The 17,154-nt window shown below is 71.1% G+C and carries 18 protein-coding genes; 17 read left to right on the forward strand and 1 reads right to left on the reverse strand.

Going from position 1 to position 17,154, the window contains the following annotated elements; all coding sequences use genetic code 11:
• The first annotated feature begins 7 nt into the window (after window positions 1–7).
• Window positions 8–232 (forward strand): 50S ribosomal protein L31, encoded by a 225-nt coding sequence (gene rpmE, locus SNR22_RS16890; protein ID WP_320067538.1) that lies wholly within the window; start codon window positions 8–10, stop codon window positions 230–232.
• 118 nt (window positions 233–350) lie between these two features.
• Entirely contained in the window at window positions 351–1,439 is a 1,089-nt protein-coding gene (prfA, locus tag SNR22_RS16895; protein ID WP_320067539.1) for a peptide chain release factor 1, read from the forward strand.
• On the opposite strand, the gene SNR22_RS16900 is transcribed toward prfA, so the two are convergent.
• A complete protein-coding gene (locus tag SNR22_RS16900) occupies window positions 1,426–3,009 on the reverse strand; it encodes a GGDEF domain-containing protein (protein ID WP_320067540.1) in 1,584 nt (527 codons plus the stop codon). The genes prfA and SNR22_RS16900 overlap by 14 nt on opposite strands.
• Window positions 3,010–3,083: 74 nt before the next feature.
• Here SNR22_RS16900 and prmC point away from each other — a divergent pair, with 74 nt between their 5' ends.
• The 15 genes from prmC (at window position 3,084) to SNR22_RS16975 (ending at window position 17,153) form a co-directional block, all read left to right on the forward strand.
• A complete protein-coding gene (gene prmC / locus SNR22_RS16905; protein ID WP_320067541.1) occupies window positions 3,084–4,076 on the forward strand; it encodes a peptide chain release factor N(5)-glutamine methyltransferase in 993 nt (330 codons plus the stop codon).
• Entirely contained in the window at window positions 4,076–4,720 is a 645-nt protein-coding gene (locus SNR22_RS16910; protein WP_320067683.1) for an L-threonylcarbamoyladenylate synthase, read from the forward strand. Before prmC ends, SNR22_RS16910 begins: the two co-directional genes overlap by 1 nt.
• Window positions 4,721–5,332 (forward strand): phosphotyrosine protein phosphatase, encoded by a 612-nt coding sequence (locus tag SNR22_RS16915; RefSeq protein WP_320067542.1) that lies wholly within the window; start codon window positions 4,721–4,723, stop codon window positions 5,330–5,332. It begins immediately after the preceding gene.
• A 229-nt stretch (window positions 5,333–5,561) separates the two neighbouring features.
• Entirely contained in the window at window positions 5,562–7,679 is a 2,118-nt protein-coding gene (locus SNR22_RS16920; RefSeq protein WP_320067543.1) for a transglycosylase domain-containing protein, read from the forward strand.
• 240 nt (window positions 7,680–7,919) lie between these two features.
• Window positions 7,920–8,342, forward strand: coding sequence for a hypothetical protein (locus tag SNR22_RS16925; RefSeq protein ID WP_320067544.1), 423 nt, complete (start codon window positions 7,920–7,922; stop codon window positions 8,340–8,342).
• Between the two features lie 183 nt (window positions 8,343–8,525).
• Window positions 8,526–8,762: an AtpZ/AtpI family protein gene (locus SNR22_RS16930; RefSeq protein WP_320067545.1), complete on the forward strand. Its 237-nt coding sequence runs from the start codon at window positions 8,526–8,528 to the stop codon at window positions 8,760–8,762.
• A gap of 11 nt (window positions 8,763–8,773) precedes the next feature.
• Entirely contained in the window at window positions 8,774–9,571 is a 798-nt protein-coding gene (gene atpB, locus SNR22_RS16935; RefSeq protein WP_320067546.1) for a F0F1 ATP synthase subunit A, read from the forward strand.
• 67 nt (window positions 9,572–9,638) lie between these two features.
• Window positions 9,639–9,869 carry a F0F1 ATP synthase subunit C gene (locus tag SNR22_RS16940; RefSeq protein ID WP_320067547.1) on the forward strand — a complete coding sequence of 77 codons (231 nt, stop codon included), beginning with the start codon at window positions 9,639–9,641 and terminating at the stop codon, window positions 9,867–9,869.
• Window positions 9,870–9,896: 27 nt separating this feature from the next.
• Window positions 9,897–10,436, forward strand: coding sequence for a F0F1 ATP synthase subunit B (locus SNR22_RS16945; RefSeq protein WP_320067548.1), 540 nt, complete (start codon window positions 9,897–9,899; stop codon window positions 10,434–10,436).
• On the forward strand, window positions 10,436–11,257 hold the full coding sequence (locus SNR22_RS16950) for a F0F1 ATP synthase subunit delta (RefSeq protein WP_320067549.1): 822 nt from the start codon (window positions 10,436–10,438) through the stop codon (window positions 11,255–11,257). Before SNR22_RS16945 ends, SNR22_RS16950 begins: the two co-directional genes overlap by 1 nt.
• Window positions 11,258–11,360: 103 nt before the next feature.
• Entirely contained in the window at window positions 11,361–13,001 is a 1,641-nt protein-coding gene (gene atpA, locus SNR22_RS16955; protein ID WP_320067550.1) for a F0F1 ATP synthase subunit alpha, read from the forward strand.
• Window positions 13,002–13,010: 9 nt separating this feature from the next.
• Window positions 13,011–13,940 (forward strand): F0F1 ATP synthase subunit gamma, encoded by a 930-nt coding sequence (locus SNR22_RS16960; RefSeq protein ID WP_320067551.1) that lies wholly within the window; start codon window positions 13,011–13,013, stop codon window positions 13,938–13,940.
• Window positions 13,940–15,394 (forward strand): F0F1 ATP synthase subunit beta, encoded by a 1,455-nt coding sequence (gene atpD, locus SNR22_RS16965; RefSeq protein ID WP_320067552.1) that lies wholly within the window; start codon window positions 13,940–13,942, stop codon window positions 15,392–15,394. The genes SNR22_RS16960 and atpD overlap by 1 nt, the downstream gene beginning before the upstream one ends.
• A gap of 214 nt (window positions 15,395–15,608) precedes the next feature.
• On the forward strand, window positions 15,609–16,754 hold the full coding sequence (locus SNR22_RS16970) for an LCP family protein (RefSeq protein ID WP_320067553.1): 1,146 nt from the start codon (window positions 15,609–15,611) through the stop codon (window positions 16,752–16,754).
• 114 nt (window positions 16,755–16,868) lie between these two features.
• Entirely contained in the window at window positions 16,869–17,153 is a 285-nt protein-coding gene (locus tag SNR22_RS16975) for a F0F1 ATP synthase subunit epsilon (protein WP_320067554.1), read from the forward strand.
• Window position 17,154: the final 1 nt, after the last annotated feature.

A 17,154-nucleotide genomic window follows, 5' to 3' on the forward strand; every position in this document is an offset into this window, starting at 1 on the left:
AGGCGAGATGAAGTCCAAGATCCACCCGGAGTACACGACCACCGAGGTCAGTTGCTCCTGCGGCAGCACGTTCACGACCCGCAGCACCGCCAAGGGCGGTTCCATCCACGTCGAGACCTGCAGCGCCTGCCACCCGTTCTACACCGGTAAGCAGCGCGTTCTCGACACGGCCGGCCGGGTCGCCAAGTTCCAGCAGAAGTACGCCAAGGTTCAGGCGAAGAAGGCCAAGTAGCTCCACGTTCGGCGCCCGCGTCCGGCTTCCTGCCGGGCGCGGGCGCTGTCCGTATCACCCCATTCCGTCCGGCTGACCGTCCCCGGCGGGTCCTCGTCGTCGAAGGAGCACCCCGAGCATGAGCAGCGAACGGCTGACCGCCCTCCTCGACGAGTACGCCGAGCTGGAGAAGCGCCTCGCGGACCCGGCCATCCACGCCGACCAGGGCGCCGCCCGCCGGGTCGGCCGCCGGTACGCCGAGCTGGTGCCGCTGCACAAGGCCGCCGCCGAACTGGAGCAGGCCCGCGCCGACCTGGTCGCGGCGCGGGAGCTGGCGGCCGAGGAGCCGTCCTTCGCCGCCGAGGCGGAGGCGATCGCCGCCGGACTGCCGGCGCTGGAGGAACGCCTCGCCGAGCTGCTGATCCCGCGCGACCCGCACGACGCCAAGGACGTGATCGTCGAGATCAAGGCCGGTGAGGGTGGCGAGGAGTCCGCCCTGTTCGCCGGCGACCTGCTGCGGATGTACACCCGGTACGCGGAGCGGCACGGCTGGCTCACCGAGGTCATCGACGTGCAGGACTCCGACCTGGGCGGGGTGAAGGACGTCTCGCTGGCGATCAAGACCAAGGGCGTCCCGGAGGGCGGCAACGGCGTCTGGTCCCGGCTCAAGTGGGAGGGCGGGGTGCACCGGGTGCAGCGTGTTCCGGTCACCGAGTCGCAGGGGCGCATCCACACCAGCGCAGCCGGTGTGCTGGTGCTGCCCGAGGCCGAGGACGTGGACGTCATCGTCGACCCGAGCGACCTGCGGATCGACGTGTTCCGCTCGTCGGGGCCCGGCGGGCAGTCGGTGAACACCACCGACTCGGCGGTGCGGATCACCCACGTGCCGACCGGGATCGTGGTCTCCTGCCAGAACGAGAAGTCCCAGCTTCAGAACCGGGAGCAGGCGATGCGCATCATGCGGGCCCGGCTGTTGGCCGCCGCTCAGGAGCAGGCCGACGCCGCCGCCTCGGACGCCCGCAAGGCGCAGGTGCGCACGATGGACCGCTCGGAGCGGATCCGGACGTACAACTTCCCGCAGAACCGGATCACCGACCACCGGATCGGCTACACGGCGTACAACCTGGACCTGGCCCTCGCCGGCGAGCTGGACGGCGTGCTGGACGCCCTCACCGAGGCCGACCGGGCCGCCCGTCTGGCTGGCGACACGGAGCTCACCCGCCGCTGACGTCCGCCCCGCGCGGGCCGTCGGTAGGCGCGGGTCGGGTCTTGGCGGTGAGCATCTCGCGGTCAGCGGTCTCGAATGCCGCGCCGAGCGCGTCGCGCAGCCCGGCGCCGGCCCCGTTGACCTGCCCGAAGCCGATGCTTACCGCGACGGGGGTGCCGGGCACCAGCGACTCCCAGTCCTCCGTGCGCACCGCAGCCCTGATCCGGCGGGCCACCTCGGCCGCCTCTGCCATCCCGGCGCCCGACAGCACCACCACGAACTCGTCGCCGCCGTAGCGGGCCACGAAGTCGCCCCGGCGCATCACCCGGTTGATCACCCCGGCGACGCGCTGGAGGACCAGGTCGCCGGAGTGGTGGCCGTGCCGGGTGTTGACCGCCTTGAAGCCGTCCAGGTCGCAGACGCCGATCATTACCCGCTCGCCGCGGGCCACCACCGCTGCGATATATCGCTCCAGCCGGCGTCGGTTGGGCAGCCCGGTCAGCGGGTCGGTGAGCGCCTCGCCTTCATAGCGGGCCGCCTCGCGGCGCATCTCCTCGTGGTCGAGCCGGGCGGCGATGCCGTCGATGTAGACGTCCCGCAGCCGGTCGTTGCGCTGCGCGGCGAGCCGGAACGCGTGCCGGTCGGCCCGGTGCGACGCCGCATGGTCGCCGCCCCGGGCGTACGCGATGCTGCGCAGCCGCGCCGGCTCGGCCGCGCCGAGGGTCTCGTGGGAGACCCGGGTGGTGTCCAGCCGGGTGACCGCCTCGATCGGGTTGCCGGCGGCGATGGCCAGGCAGATCTGGCCGAGCTGGCGCATGTCCCGGGCCCGGGCGCTGTCCCCGCCGTGCGCGAGCAGTCGGGACGGCTCCGCCTCGGCGCCGGCCTCCACCCGCTCGCCCAGCGCGGCCCGGCGCGCGGCGGCGTAACCGTAGGCGGCGAGGCTGCTCGGGCGCAGCTGGCTGGCTCGCCCGCCACCGAGGAACCGGCCCAGGTCCGCCGCGACGTCGCGGAGCACCCGCAGGCAGCCGTCGCTGTCGCCGTTGTGGTCGAGGGCGACAGCGTTGCGCAGCCGGATGCCGGGGGCGGCGAAGGTCTCTTCGGGGATGCCGGCGGCGATTCCGAGCTGGCGGGCGCGTTCGATGGCGCCGAGGGCGTAGCCGTGGAAGCTGAGGTAGGAGTAGGCCATCGCCAGGTCGTGCCAGCCCCACGCGGTGTCCCGGTCCGGGTCGTCCACCGCGCCGAGCATCCGGGCCGCCTTCACCAGGTGGGTCACGCAGCGGTCGAGCGCCCCCTGGTGGTGGGCGGCAAGCGCGGCGAGCGCGTTGACGTGCCCGTGCAGGTACGGCTCGGGCAGGTCCCGGACGGCCGTGGAGGCCGCCTCGATGGCCCGGGTGAACTCGGCGGTGCGACCGAGATTGATCACAGCGGAGAGGCGTTGTACCAGCGCGTCCGCTCGGGCGTGCGGGTCCGCGGTGCTGTCGATCACCCCGTCGAGGAGGGCACACGCCTCGGCGGAGCGGCTCACCTCCTGCAGGGCGCGGGCTCGGGTGAGGACGTCAACCTGGTCGTTGACCCGGTCGAGCCAGCCCACCCGCGACCTCCCTGTCGGTGTGCGTCCGGACGCGGCGGTCGTGTCGTGGCCCGGCGACGCTTCATGATTATGTCGTGACCTTCCTTTCGCAACACCCGTCCGAAGGGTCAGAACGGCCCCGACCGTCGGTGGTGGTGGCCCGCGCCGCGCGAACTCTCGCCGCGGCGGGGGTCGAGGCGTCCCGCGTCGAGGCCGAACTGCTCGCCGCCCATGTGCTGGCCGTGCCCCGGGGCCGGCTGGCGCTGGCCGAGGGCTTCACCGCCGGCCAACTCGACCAGTACGACGCCCTGGTGGCCCGGCGGGCGGCCCGGGAGCCGCTGCAGCACCTCACCGGCAGCGCCGCCTTCCGGCATCTGGAGCTGGCGGTCGGGCCGGGGGTCTTCGTGCCCCGGCCGGAGACCGAACTGCTCGCGGGGTGGGGCGTCGACCAGGCCCGGCTGCGGCAGGTCGGCCCGCCGGGGGGCGAGCCGCCGCTGGTGGTCGACCTGTGCAGCGGGTCCGGGGCGATCGCCCTGGCCGTCGCCCAGGAGGCGCCCGGTGCCCGGGTCGTGGCGGTGGAGCGCTCGCCGGCCGCGCTGGCCTGGCTGAACCGCAACGCCGCCGACCGGGCCGCCGCCGGGGACCGGCCGATCGAGGTGGTGGCCGCCGACGTCACCGACCCGGCCCTGCTGACCGGGCTGACCGGGCAGGTGGACGTGCTGCTGTGCAACCCGCCGTACGTGCCGCGCGCGGTGGTCGTGCCCCCGGAGGTGTCGGCGCACGACCCGGGCGAGGCGGTCTTCGGCGGGGCGGACGGGCTGGCGGTGATCCGGCCGGTGCTCGCGCGCGCCGCGGAGCTGCTGCGACCCGGCGGGGTGCTCGGGGTCGAGCACGACGACACGCACGGCGACGCGGTGCCGGCGCTGCTCGCCGAGGACGGCCGGTACGAGGCGGTCGAGGAGCACCGGGACCTGGCCGGGCGACCCCGGTTCGCCACCGCCCGCCGCCGCCCGGCGGTCGCCGCCGTGGGACCCGCTCACGCCGAGCAAGCCGACCGGGCCGCGGCGTGGCAGACTGGCTCCTCGTGATGCTCTACGACTGCCGGTCGCCTGCCGACCGGGACCGCGGCATCGCCGCTGCCATCGAGGCTGTCAAGAACGGCGAGTTGGTCGTTCTGCCGACGGACACGGTCTATGGCATCGGCGCGGACGCCTTCACCCCATACGCGGTGAAGGCACTCTCCGATGCCAAGGGTGGCACCGGGCAGGCGCTACCGGTCCTGATCGGCTCCCGGCACACCCTCGACGGCCTGGTCTTCACGCTGCCCCGGTCGGCCCGCGATTTGGTCGAGGCGTTCTGGCCGGGTGCGCTGACCATCGTGGTGGAACACTCGCCGAGCCTGGCGTGGGATCTGGGCGACGCCAGCGGCACGGTCGCCGTGCGGATGCCGCTGCACCCGGTGGCCCTGGAGGTGCTGCGGGAGACCGGCCCGATGGCGGTGGCGTCGGCCAACAAGGTCGGCCAGCCGGCGGCGGTCACCGCCGAGGCGGCGCGGGAGCAGCTCGGCTACGGCGTCCGGGCGTACCTGGAGGCCGGGCCGTGCCCCGACCCGGTCCCGAGCACCATCATCGACCTGACCGGCGAGGTGCCACGGGTGCTGCGCAACGGGGCGATCGCGTTCGAGAAGCTGCGGGACGTGGTGCCGGAGATCATCGAGAGCCGGGTGGGCTGAGTGCCGCCGTTCACCGTCCTGCACGTCTGCATGGGCAACATCTGCCGCTCGCCGATGGCGGAGCGGCTGCTGGCGTTGGCCGTCCGCCAGCGGCTGGCGCGGCACGGCGTCGACCCGACCGAGGCGGACGGGCTGCTGCACAGCCACAGCGCCGGCACCGGCGGCTGGCACGCGGGGGAGGAGATGAACCCGCCGGCGGCCCGCCAGGTGGTCGCCCGGGGCGGCGACGTGGACGGGTTCGCCGCCCGCAAGCTGCGCTCCGACCAGATCGACGGCGCCGACCTGGTGCTCACCGCCACCGCCGACCAGCAGGAGTACGTGGCGGCGCTGCGCCCCGACGCGGCCGCCCGCACCTTCGTGCTCGGCGAGTTCGGCCGGCTGCTGGCGGCGGTGGCCGCCGACGTGCTGCCGGCCGCCGAGGCCACCCCGGCCGCGGTGTACGCCCGCGGGGTGGCCCTGGTGGCCGCCGCACACGCCGCCCGGCAGGGCGCGTCCCCGCTGCGCACCGACGACCTCGACGACCCGTGGGGGCGGGGCGACCAGTGCTTCAGCCGGGTCGCCGACGAGATCGAGGAGACCGTCCACCCGCTGGCCACCGCGCTGCTGGCCTGACGGCTGCCGACCCCGTCCCACCGGCCGGCCCGCGCCTCACGGGCGCCCCACGACCGCCCCCGGGTGGCCCCGAGCCGCGTCCGCTCATGCCCCCTGCGCGCCCCGTGCGGCGCGTCGCGTGTCTTTCTCGCGATATTCGTCCCCCTTTGGGGAAAACCGGCGGGAAGCGGGTTCTTCCGGGGTCATTCTGAACGGGTCCTCACCTGACCGGCTCCTGCGGGGAGAGCTGATGATCCGGGTTCGTCGTCTCGACAAGCTGGTAACCATTGTGATCGCCGGGGTGCTCGCCGGGCTGGCGCTGGCCGTGGCGGCCCTGCCGGCAGCTCTGGTCTTCGGCATCGGCGTACGCGGGCTCACCGGGCCCTGGTCCGCGCTGCCCGAGTCGCTGCGCACGCCGCCCACGGCCCAGCGCTCCACCCTCTACGCCAACGACGGCACCACCCCGATCACCTCGTTCTACGTCGAGGACCGGGTGGACGTGCCGCTGGCCGAGGTCGCGCCGGCGATGCGCCAGGCCATCGTCGCCGCCGAGGACGTCCGCTTCTACCAGCACCGGGGCGTCGACGCCCGGGGCGTGGTCCGGGCGTTCACCGCCAACCAGCGCGACGGCACCCGGCAGGGCGCGTCGACGCTGACCATGCAGTACGTCCGCAACGTGCTCGCCAGTGACCCGGCGCTCACCGAGGAGGAGCGGGACAGGGCCACCGAGATCTCCGTCGTCCGCAAGCTCAAGGAGATGCGGTACGCCCTGGCGGTGGAGCGGGAGATGAGCAAGGACCAGATCCTCGCCGGCTACCTCAACATCGCCTACTTCGGCGCGGGGGCGTACGGGGTGGCCGCCGCCAGCAAGCGGTACTTCTCCAAGCCGCCGGCGTTGCTCACCCTGGCCGAGGCGGCGCTGCTGGCCGGGCTGGTCCGCTCGCCGCACACCGACGACCCGATCGACGGCGACGTCGACGCGGCGCTGAGCCGCCGGGCGTACGTGCTGGAGCGGCTGGTCGAGACCGGCCAGGTGGCGCCCGCCGTGGCCGTGGCGGCGAAGGCCGAGCCGTTGGCGCTGAAGCCCAGCACGACGCCGAACGACTGCACCGCCGTTCCGCAGGGGCACAACGACTGGGGCTTCTTCTGCGACTGGTTCACCCGCTGGTGGAACGAGCAGCCGGCCTTCGGTGCCTCGGCCGAGGAGCGGCAGCGCACCCTGCGCCGGGGCGGCTTCCGCATCGTCTCCTCGCTCGACCCGGCCGTGCAGCAGACCACCATGCGGCAGGTGCTGGGGGTCTACGGCGTCGGCGATCCCCGCGCGGTGCCGACCGCCGTGGTGCAGCCGGGCACCGGCCGGGTCCTCGCCCTGGCGGTGAACCGCAACTACAGCGTGGCCGAGAACCCGCCGGGCTGGTCGAACCGTCCGAACACGGTCAACCAGCTGGTCGCCGGCGGCGGGACGATCGTCGGCTACCAGGCCGGCTCGACGTTCAAGCTCTTCGCCGTGCTCGCCGCGTTGGAGGCCGGCCTGCCGCTGAGCACCGGGTTCGACGTCCCGTCCCGCATCCTCACCCGGTTCCCGATCTCCGGCGGCTCCGCCGACTGCGGCGGCCGATGGTGCCCGGCCAACGCCGACCCGACCGGGACGAACGGCCACCGCAACCTGTGGGACGCCTTCGGCCGCTCCATCAACACGTACTTCGCGTGGCTGACCGAGCAGGTGGGCGCGGACCGGGTGGTGGAGATGGCCGAGCGGCTCGGTATCCGCCTGCGCGCCGAGTCCGACGCCCGGATGGCCCGGTCCGGCGCGCGGGAGTGGGGGCCGTTCACCCTGGGCGTCGCCGCCACCACCCCGCTCGACCTGGCCGGGGCGTACGCCGCGGTGGCGGCGGAGGGGACCTGGTGCGCACCGACGCCGGTGCTGTCGATCCTCGACAGTGGCGGTCGGACGGTCGCCGCCGGGCGCCCGGACTGTCGGCAGGTGCTCGACGTCGACGTGGCCCGGGGCGCCGCCGACGCCGCCCGCTGCCCGGTCGGCGACCAGTCGATGTACGGCGGCTGCGCCGGCGGCACCGCCACCGATTTGCGAGCCCGGCTCGGCCGGCCGGTGGCGGGCAAGACCGGCAGTTCGGAGCGGAACGAGACGGAGACCATCGTCGCCTTCACCCCGCAGCTCGCCGTCGCCTCGATCGCGGCCAATCCCGACGATCCCCGCGACGCGGTCGGCCTGCCGGTGCAGGCCCGCCTGGTCGACGTCGTCGGCAACGTCCTGCGCGACACCCTCCGGGACGAACCGATCCTCGACTTCGTCCCGCCGAGCGAGTCGGTCGCCTATCGGGTGACCGGCCAGCGCACCGTCAACTGACCCGGTCAGGGACGGTCGGCGGCTCGGGCGATGTTGCGGGCCATGCCGCCGCCCGCCGATGTAACCGGACGCACCCGTGACGAGGCATCTCACGGCCTCCAGTGTGCGGCCCCATAGACTCCCTCGCTGTGGAGTACGCGAGGAGCACCTTCTGGGGGCCGGCCTACGGCCAGCCCGGCACCGCCGATCCGGTAAGCGGCGACGTCGCCGGGTTGGCCGCCGACTTCCCGGCGTACCCCCGTGGCTGAGCCGACGGTGGACACGGCGGCCGACCGCGGCTGGCGGCTGCGCCACCTGCCGGTGCTGCTGGTCACCTCCGCCGTGGTGGCGGCGCTCGGCGCGGTGGCCGGCGGCGTTCTCGGCGGCGCCGACGCGGCGCTCGGGGCGGTCGCCGGGGTGGCCGTCACCGTGGCTAGCTACACCCTCACCACCGTGGTGCTGGCCTGGGCGGACGCGCGGAACCCGCAGCTCGTGCTGCCGTTCGGGCTCGGCCTCTACGCCGCCAAGTTCACCCTCCTGGGCGGCGTGATGGTTGCGGTCGCCTCGACCGGCTGGCCCGGGCTGATCCCGCTCTGCCTCGGGATCGCCGCCGGCGTGGTGGTGTGGACCGGCGCGCACATCTGGTGGCTCAGCACCGTCCACGCGCGCCGGACCAGCGGCTGAACGTCTGCCCGCACACTTTTCGATGCGACGCGCGGAATGTGTCCGACTCCGGTCATTTTCTCCGTGGCGGAAGGGGAGTAGCGTGCCCGAGAGGCGACCCGCCCGCCCGATGCCCACACAACGACGGTTGTGCGGGGGGTGAGGCACAGCCTCATCCTCCCAGCTGATATCGTTCGCCCCGTCATGGCTGGTGACCACACTCCTCAACCCAATGGCGGCCCGGGCGACATTCCGACCGGTGCCGGCCAGGGTTGGACCGCGCTCTCGTATCTCATCGGGGGCATGCTCGTCTGGGGTTTCATCGGCTGGCTGGTCGACCAGTGGCTCGACACCGGTGGCATCTCCACCGGGATCGGCGTCGTGCTCGGCATGGCCGGGGGAATCATCCTGGTCGTCCGCCGACTCGGCACGCCTACTTAGGAAGGGACGCGGTGTTCGGACAGGCGAACGTCCTGGCACAGGGCGAGGCAGCATTCCCACCCAGCGTGGACGATTTCTACCTGCCCAGCATCCTCCCCTGGGGTGCGCACGACTCGTACTGGTTCACCAAGATCACGGCCATGGTCTGGGTCGCCGTCGGCATCCTGATCATCTTCTTCCTGGTCACGTACCGGAAGCCGCAGCTCGTGCCGACGAAGAAGCAGTGGCTCGCCGAGTCGATCTACGGCTTCGTGCGGAACAACATCGCGGTCGACATGATCGGGCACGCGGGGGTGCGGTTCGCGCCGTACTTCACCACGCTCTTCTGTTTTGTCCTGCTGACGAACTTCTTCGCGATCCTGCCGTTCTTCCAGATCTCGCCGAACTCGCACATCGCGTTCCCTGCGGTCCTCGCCGTGGTCAGCTACCTGCTGTTCAACTACATCGGCATCCGCAAGCACGGCTTCGCGAAGTACTTCAAGAACTCGCTGATCCCGCCGGCACCCTGGTACATCCTGCCGCTGCTGATCCCGATCGAGCTCTTCTCGACTTTCATCGTCCGGCCGTTCTCGCTGGCCGTCCGTCTCTTCGCGAACATGTTCGCCGGCCACATGCTCCTGCTGGTCTTCACGCTCGGCGGCTTCGCGATGCTGAGCGCCAACGCCTGGCTGGCCCCGGTCTCGGTGCTGTCCTGGGTGATGACCATCGCGCTCACCTTCCTCGAGTTCCTGGTGATCTGCCTCCAGGCCTACGTCTTCACGGTGCTCACCGCCAGCTACGTACAGGGCGCGCTCGCCGACGAGCACTGACGCACCTCGCACCAACCAGTTGTCGTCCCGCGTGACCGTCACGCGTGATAACCAGGAGGAACCAACAATGGACATCTACGCCGCGGTAGAGGGCAGCACCGCCGCCATCGGCTACGGTCTCGCGGCCATCGGCCCGGGTATCGGTGTCGGCCTGGTCTTCGCCGCCTACATCCAGTCGACCGCCCGTCAGCCGGAGTCGTCGAAGATGACCCTGCCGTACGTCTGGATCGGCTTCGCCGTCATCGAGGCGCTCGCGCTGCTGGGCATCGCGTTCGGCTTCATCTGGGCCGGCGCCTGATCCACCCCTCTGACCGGGAGGTAACCCATGTTCCTGCTTGCCGCTGAGGGTGGTGAGTCGACGCACAACCCGATCATCCCGATCTGGCAGGAGATCGTGGTTGGGTCCGTCGCCTTCGCCGTGCTCTGCTTCGTGCTGATGAAGTTCGTCTTCCCCCGAATGGAGCAGACGTTCCAGGCCCGGGTCGACGCGATCGAGGGCGGGATCAAGCGCGCCGAGGCCGCCCAGGCCGAGGCGAACCAGCTGCTCGAGCAGTACCGCGCCCAGCTCGCCGAGGCGCGCAACGACGCCGCCCGGATCCGGGACGACGCCCGGGCCGACGCCGAGGGGATCCGTCAGGACATCCTCGTCAAGGCGCGGGAGGAGTCCGACCGGATCATCGCGGCCGGCAAGGAGCAGCTCGCCGCCGAGCGGGCCACCATCGTGCGCGAGCTGCGCACGGAGGTCGGCACGATCGCGGTCGACCTGGCCAGCAAGATCGTCGGCGAGTCGTTGGCCGACGAGGCCCGTCGCAAGGGCACCGTCGACCGCTTCCTCACCGATCTCGAGAGCACGGGGGCCCGCTGATGCAGGCCGCCAGCCGGGAGTCGTACCGGGCCGCGACCGAGCGCCTGGCGGCATATGCGCTGCGTGCGGAGCCGTCGGCGGTGGCCACCACCGCCGACGACCTGCTCTCCGTCGCAGGTCTGCTGGGGCGCGAGTCGCGGCTGCGTCGGGCGCTGTCCGACCCGGCCCGGGCCGGTGCGGACCGGGCCGGACTGCTGGGCGACACGCTCCGGGGGAAGGTCGGCGCGGACGCGCTCGACCTGCTCTCCGGGCTGGTGTCCGGCCGGTGGTCGGCATCGTCGGAGCTGCTCGACGGCACCGAGCGGCTGGGCGTTGAGGCGCTGCTGGCCAGCGCCGACGCGGCCGGCGAGCTGGGCGAGGTCGAGGACGAGCTGTTCCGCTTCGGTCAGGTGGTCACCGGTCAGCCCGCGCTCGCCGCAGCGCTGTCCGACTCGGCCGTCCCGGTCCAGCGGCGGGCCGTACTGGCCCGCGAGCTGCTGGCTGGCAAGGCCACCCCGACCACCGTCCGCCTCGTCGAGGTGGCGCTGGGCGGGTTCGGCGGACGGTCCCTGAGCGGTTCGCTCACCCGGCTGGTCGAGCTCACCGCCGACCGGCGGGATCGGCAGGTCGCGTACGTGACCGTGGCGGCCCCGTTGAGTGATGAGGACGAGCGTCGACTCGGCGCCCGCCTCGCCGCGATATACGGTCGAGAGGTTTCCGTCAAGCAGACGGTGGACCCCTCGATCCTCGGTGGCGTCAGCGTGCGGGTCGGCTCCGACCTGTACGACGGCACCGTCCTGCGCCGCCTCAACGAGACTCGCAACGCGCTCGCGAAGCGCTGACCGGCACCCGCTGGGCACACCCGCGAAGCGCCGGATTGACAGACGCCATTCGGACCGGTCGGTACTAGGTATCCCGGGCCCCTGAAACTTAAGGAAGCAGAGGATGGCCGAGCTGACCATCTCGACGGAGGAGATCCGCGGCGCCCTGGAGCGCTACGTCTCCTCCTACTCGCCCGACGTCTCCCGCGAGGAGGTCGGCACCGTCGCCGACACCGGCGACGGTATCGCCCACGTCGAGGGCCTCCCCTCGACCATGACCAACGAGCTCCTGGAGTTCGAGGACGGCACGCTCGGCGTCGCACTGAACCTCGACGTCCGGGAGATCGGTGTCGTCGTCCTCGGCGACTCCGCGAAGCTCGAAGAGGGCCAGCGCGTCAAGCGCACCGGCCGGGTGCTCTCCGTGCCGGTCGGCGACGCCTTCCTCGGCCGCGTGGTCAACGCGCTCGGCCAGCCGATCGACGGTCTCGGCGACATCGCCAACGAGGGCTTCCGCGAGCTGGAGCTTCAGGCTCCGAACGTGATGTCCCGGCAGTCCGTCGACGAGCCGCTGCAGACCGGGATCAAGGCGATCGACGCCATGACCCCGATCGGCCGGGGCCAGCGGCAGCTGATCATCGGTGACCGCAAGACCGGCAAGACCACGGTCGCGCTGGACACCATCCTCAACCAGCGGGACAACTGGCGCTCCGGCGACCCGAAGAAGCAGGTCCGCTGCATCTACGTCGCCATCGGCCAGAAGGCCTCCACGGTCGCCTCGATCAAGGGCATCCTGGAGGAGGCGGGCGCGCTGGAATACACCACCATCGTCGCCTCCCCGGCCTCCGACCCGGCCGGCTTCAAGTACCTGGCCCCGTACACCGGTTCGTCCATCGGGCAGCACTGGATGTACGGCGGCAAGCACGTCCTGATCGTCTTCGACGACCTGAGCAAGCAGGCCGAGGCGTACCGCGCCGTGTCGCTGCTGCTGCGTCGCCCGCCGGGCCGCGAGGCGTACCCGGGTGACGTCTTCTACCTGCACTCCCGGCTGCTGGAGCGCTGCGCGAAGCTCTCCGACGCGCTGGGCGGCGGCTCGATGACCGGCCTGCCGATCATCGAGACGAAGGCCAACGACATCTCGGCCTTCATCCCGACCAACGTCATCTCCATCACCGACGGCCAGATCTTCCTGGAGACCGACCTGTTCAACCAGGGCGTCCGGCCGGCCATCAACGTCGGCACCTCGGTCTCCCGGGTCGGTGGCGCCGCGCAGGTGAAGCCGATGCGCAAGGTCGCCGGTTCGCTGCGGCTGAACCTGGCCCAGTTCCGTGAGCTGGAGGCGTTCGCCGCCTTCGCCTCCGACCTGGACAAGACCTCCCGCGCCCAGCTGGACCGCGGTTCCCGCCTGGTCGAGCTGCTCAAGCAGCCGAACTACTCGCCGTACCCGGTGCAGGAGCAGGTCGTCACGGTCTGGGCCGGCACCGAGGGCAAGCTGGACGACATCCCGGTCGGCGAGGTCCGCCGCTTCGAGTCGGAGTTCCTCCAGTACCTGCGGCACAAGCACGAGGGCACCCTCGTGGCGATCGCCGACAACACGTGGAACGACGAGATCATCTCCACCCTCGACCAGGCCATCGTGAGCTTCAAGCAGACCTTCCTGGGCAAGGAGGACGAGGCCCGGATCAACGAGGCCCCGGCCGCCCCGCTGGAGGGCGAGCAGAACCGCGAGACGGTGACCCGCTACCGCGGCAACGCCGAGAAGCAGTAGGGCTGACTCATGGCGGCCCAGGTACGCGTTCTTCGTCAACGGATCCGGTCGGCGAAGGGGATGAAGAAGATCACCAAGGCGATGGAGCTCGTGGCGACGAGCCGAATCGCCAAGGCCCAGGCCCGGGTGCAGGCGTCCCTGCCGTACTCCCAGGCCATCACCGGCGTGCTCACCGCGCTGGCGTCCAACGCCCGGATCGACCACCCGCTACTCACCGCGCGCGAGCAGGTGCGGCGGGCGGGCGTCCTGCTGGTAACCAGCGACCGGGGCCTGGCCGGCGGTTACAGCTCCAACGCGATCAAGACGGCGCAGTCGCTCATCGCCCGGCTGCGCGCCGAGGGCAAGGAGCCCGTGCTCTACGTCATCGGCCGCAAGGGCGTCGCGTTCTACCGGTTCCGGGACTGGCCGATCGAGGCGAACTGGACGGGCTTCTCGGAGCAACCGACGTTCGCCGACGCCCGCGAGGTGGGTGAGACGCTGATCAAGGCGTTCACCGCCGGCGCGGACGACACCGACGGCGACGCCGGGGCGGACGGGGTGCTCGGGGTCGACGAGTTGCACATCGTCTACACCGAGTTCCACTCCCTGATGACCCAGAACCCGGTCGCGAAGATCATCGGCCCGATGCAGGTCGAGGACCGGCCGCGGTCGGAGGGCCTGCTCCCGGCGTACGAGTTCGAGCCGGAGGCGGAGGTGCTGCTCGACGCGCTGTTGCCGAAGTACATCAACACGCGGATCTACGCGGCGTTGCTGGAGTCGGCGGCGAGCGAGTCGGCGGCCCGGCGACGGGCGATGAAGAGTGCCACCGACAACGCCGAAGACATGATCGAGAAGTACACGCGTGAGATGAACTCGGCCCGCCAGGCCGGGATCACCCAGGAGATCAGCGAGATCGTCGGCGGCGCGAACGCGCTCGCCGCGTCGGGAAGTGAAGTGTGATGACTGTATCCGCAGTTGCTGGTGGACCAGCTGAGACCAGGACGGCCACGGGTCGCGTGGTCCGGGTCATCGGCCCGGTCGTCGACGCCGAGTTCCCGCGCGACGCCATGCCGGCCCTGTTCAACGCCCTGCACGTCACCGTGACGCTCTCCGGCGGTGAGAAGACGCTGACCCTGGAGGTCGCCCAGCACCTGGGTGACAACCTGGTCCGCGCGATCTCGATGCAGCCGACAGACGGCCTGGTCCGCGGTGCCGAGGTGCGCAACACCGGCTCGCCGATCACCGTGCCGGTGGGCGACGCGGTCAAGGGCCACGTGTTCAACGCGATCGGCGAGTGCCTCAACCTCACCGAGGGCGAGACGCTCGACGCGGACGACCGGTGGGGCATCCACCGCAAGGCCCCGGCCTTCGCGGACCTGGAGCCGAAGACCGAGATGCTGGAGACCGGCATCAAGGTCATCGACCTGCTCGCCCCGTACGTCAAGGGCGGCAAGATCGGGCTGTTCGGCGGCGCGGGCGTGGGCAAGACGGTGCTCATCCAGGAGATGATCACCCGCGTGGCCCGGAACTTCGGTGGCACGTCGGTCTTCGCCGGCGTGGGTGAGCGCACCCGTGAGGGCAACGACCTGATCGCCGAGATGACCGAGTCCGGCGTCATCGACAAGACCGCGTTGGTCTTCGGCCAGATGGACGAGCCGCCGGGCACCCGGCTGCGCGTCGCCCTCTCCGCGCTGACCATGGCGGAATACTTCCGCGACGTGAAGAAGCAGGAGGTGCTGCTCTTCATCGACAACATCTTCCGCTTCACCCAGGCCGGCTCCGAGGTCTCCACCCTGCTCGGCCGCATGCCGAGCGCCGTGGGTTACCAGCCGACCCTGGCCGACGAGATGGGCGAGCTCCAGGAGCGGATCACCTCCGTCCGGGGCCAGGCCATCACGTCGCTGCAGGCGATCTACGTGCCGGCGGACGACTACACCGACCCCGCCCCGGCCACCACGTTCGCCCACCTCGACGCGACCACCAACCTGGAGCGCTCGATCTCCGACAAGGGCATCTACCCGGCCGTGGACCCGCTGGCGTCCTCGTCCCGGATCCTCGCCCCGGAGTTCGTCGGCGCCGAGCACTTCGCGGTGGCCACCGAGGTGAAGCGGATCCTGCAGAAGTACAAGGACCTGCAGGACATCATCGCCATCCTCGGCATCGAGGAGCTCTCCGAGGAAGACAAGATCACCGTGCAGCGCGCCCGGCGGATCGAGCGCTTCCTGTCGCAGAACACCTACGCCGCCGAGCAGTTCACCGGCGTGGTGGGCTCGACGGTCCCGATCGCTGAGACCATCGAGGCGTTCAAGAAGATCAGCGAGGGCGAGTACGACCACTTCCCCGAGCAGGCCTTCTTCATGTGCGGTGGTCTTGAGGACCTGGAGCGCAAGGCCGCGGAGCTGATGAAGAGCTAGACCAGCGTCACAGCAATGAGGACCGTCCCGGTGACAACCGGGGCGGTCCTCATTCATCTGTAGGCCCTATGATCTCCGCTGTCCGGTTTACTGTCCGACGATCTCGCCGGACGCGAGGTACCGTCGTTTTCACGTCGTCCCCGGACGAGTGATTGTTGTTGCAACCTTTCGGCTGCGTGCGCCCGTCTCCTCTTCGTGGCGTGACGAACAGGAGATGCTTGTGGTGAAGGCCGGCAAGGGCGGCAGAAAGAAACCGTCCGTCTGGTCGGGCGTGCCGCGGTGGGCGCGGGTGTGCACGGTGTTCGGCACCGTGCTCCTGCTGCTCAGCGGCGCGGTGCTGGTGGGCTACGAGGCGCTGGTGTCCCGGTACGAGGGGGCGGTCGGCAAGGGCGACCTCTTCGGCGACCAGGCCGCGGGCGCCCAGGAGCGCAAGAGCGACATCAAGGGGCCGCTCAACATCCTGCTGGTGGGCATCGATCCGCGCGACCCGACGATGCCGCCGCTGGCCGACTCGGTCATGGTGCTGCACGTGCCGGTCGATCTGGACCGGGCATACCTTTTCTCGCTGCCCCGGGACCTGCGGGTCGAGATCCCGAGGTTCAGCAAGGCCGAGTTCAACGGGGGAACCGACAAGCTGAACGCCGCCATGTCGTACGGCAGTCGGGTCCCGGGGCAGAACCCGGACGCGGCCCGGGGCTTCGAACTGCTCGCCAAGACCGTGCAGCAGGTGACCGGGATCGAGCGATTCGACGCCGGCGCGATCATCAACTTCACCGGCTTCCAGAAGATCGTCGACGCGATGGGTGGCGTCGACATGTACATCGAGCGCGAGGTGCGTTCCGAGCACCGGGAGCCCAGCGGGGTGCACCGCAAGGGCAACACCCGCGGCGAGGGGTACGTCGGCCCGCAGGCGGTCTACAAGAAGGGCAACCAGCACCTCAGCGGCTGGCAGGCGCTGGACTACGTCCGGCAGCGCTACCCGAAGAACGGCGTCCCGGACGCCGACTACGGCCGGCAGCGCCACCAGCAGCAGTTCATCAAGGCAATGGTCAACCAGGCGTTCAGTGCCGACGTGGTGACCAACCCGATCAAGCTGGACCGGGTCATCCGGGCCGCCGGGCAGTCACTGATCTTCAATGGCCGGGGCAGCGGCGTGATTGACTTCGCGATCGCCCTCAAGGGCGTCGACGCCAGCAACGTTGAGCTGATCAAACTGCCGGGGGAGAACATCGGCACCGGATCCGCCTACCGGGGGGAGCGGCTGCTGCCCGAGGCCGAGGACTTCTTCACCGCCCTGAAGAAGGAGCAGTTGGACGCTTTCATGCTGGAGCATCCCGACTTCCGCAATAAGACGAAGTAGAACCCCCGACGGGTGATTCGGAGGCGGGTGGCGCAGCTTACGCCACCCGCGTTCCCCGCCTGGGGGTGACGCGACTAGACTTTCGACAATCCGTCGCCGCAGCAAGGAGACAGCGTGGCAAAGCAGCTTCATGTCGAGCTCGTCGCCGTTGAGGAGAAGGTCTGGTCCGGCGAGGCCGAGATGGTCGTCGCCCGGACCACCGAGGGTGAGCTGGGTGTGCTGCCGGGGCACGCGCCTCTGCTGGGCCAGCTCGCCGAGCCCGGCCAGGTCCGGATCAAGCTTCCCGGTGGCGAGCAGGTCAGCTACGAGGTGGCCGGTGGTTTCCTCTCCGTCAGCAGCGAGGGCGTGACCGTGCTCGCCGAGAGCGCCACCCCGGTCACCGCCGCACAGGGCCACTGAG

The organism is Micromonospora sp. RTGN7 (assembly GCF_033804645.1).
Classification (GTDB): domain Bacteria; phylum Actinomycetota; class Actinomycetes; order Mycobacteriales; family Micromonosporaceae; genus Micromonospora.

Bases quoted from the DNA above. Each gene is read 5' to 3' on its own strand.
- SNR22_RS16970 (WP_320067553.1), top strand. From the start codon at position 15,609: ATGCTTGTGGTGAAGGCCGGCAAGGGCGGCAGAAAGAAACCGTCCGTC.
- SNR22_RS16910 (WP_320067683.1), top strand. From the start codon at position 4,076: ATGCTCTACGACTGCCGGTCGCCTGCCGACCGGGACCGCGGCATCGCC.
- SNR22_RS16960 (WP_320067551.1), top strand. From the start codon at position 13,011: ATGGCGGCCCAGGTACGCGTTCTTCGTCAACGGATCCGGTCGGCGAAG.
- SNR22_RS16945 (WP_320067548.1), top strand. From the start codon at position 9,897: ATGTTCCTGCTTGCCGCTGAGGGTGGTGAGTCGACGCACAACCCGATC.
- prfA (WP_320067539.1), top strand. From the start codon at position 351: ATGAGCAGCGAACGGCTGACCGCCCTCCTCGACGAGTACGCCGAGCTG.
- atpA (WP_320067550.1), top strand. From the start codon at position 11,361: ATGGCCGAGCTGACCATCTCGACGGAGGAGATCCGCGGCGCCCTGGAG.
- SNR22_RS16950 (WP_320067549.1), top strand. From the start codon at position 10,436: ATGCAGGCCGCCAGCCGGGAGTCGTACCGGGCCGCGACCGAGCGCCTG.
- SNR22_RS16920 (WP_320067543.1), top strand. From the start codon at position 5,562: ATGATCCGGGTTCGTCGTCTCGACAAGCTGGTAACCATTGTGATCGCC.
- rpmE (WP_320067538.1), top strand. From the start codon at position 8: ATGAAGTCCAAGATCCACCCGGAGTACACGACCACCGAGGTCAGTTGC.
- atpD (WP_320067552.1), top strand. From the start codon at position 13,940: ATGACTGTATCCGCAGTTGCTGGTGGACCAGCTGAGACCAGGACGGCC.
- SNR22_RS16940 (WP_320067547.1), top strand. From the start codon at position 9,639: ATGGACATCTACGCCGCGGTAGAGGGCAGCACCGCCGCCATCGGCTAC.
- SNR22_RS16930 (WP_320067545.1), top strand. From the start codon at position 8,526: ATGGCTGGTGACCACACTCCTCAACCCAATGGCGGCCCGGGCGACATT.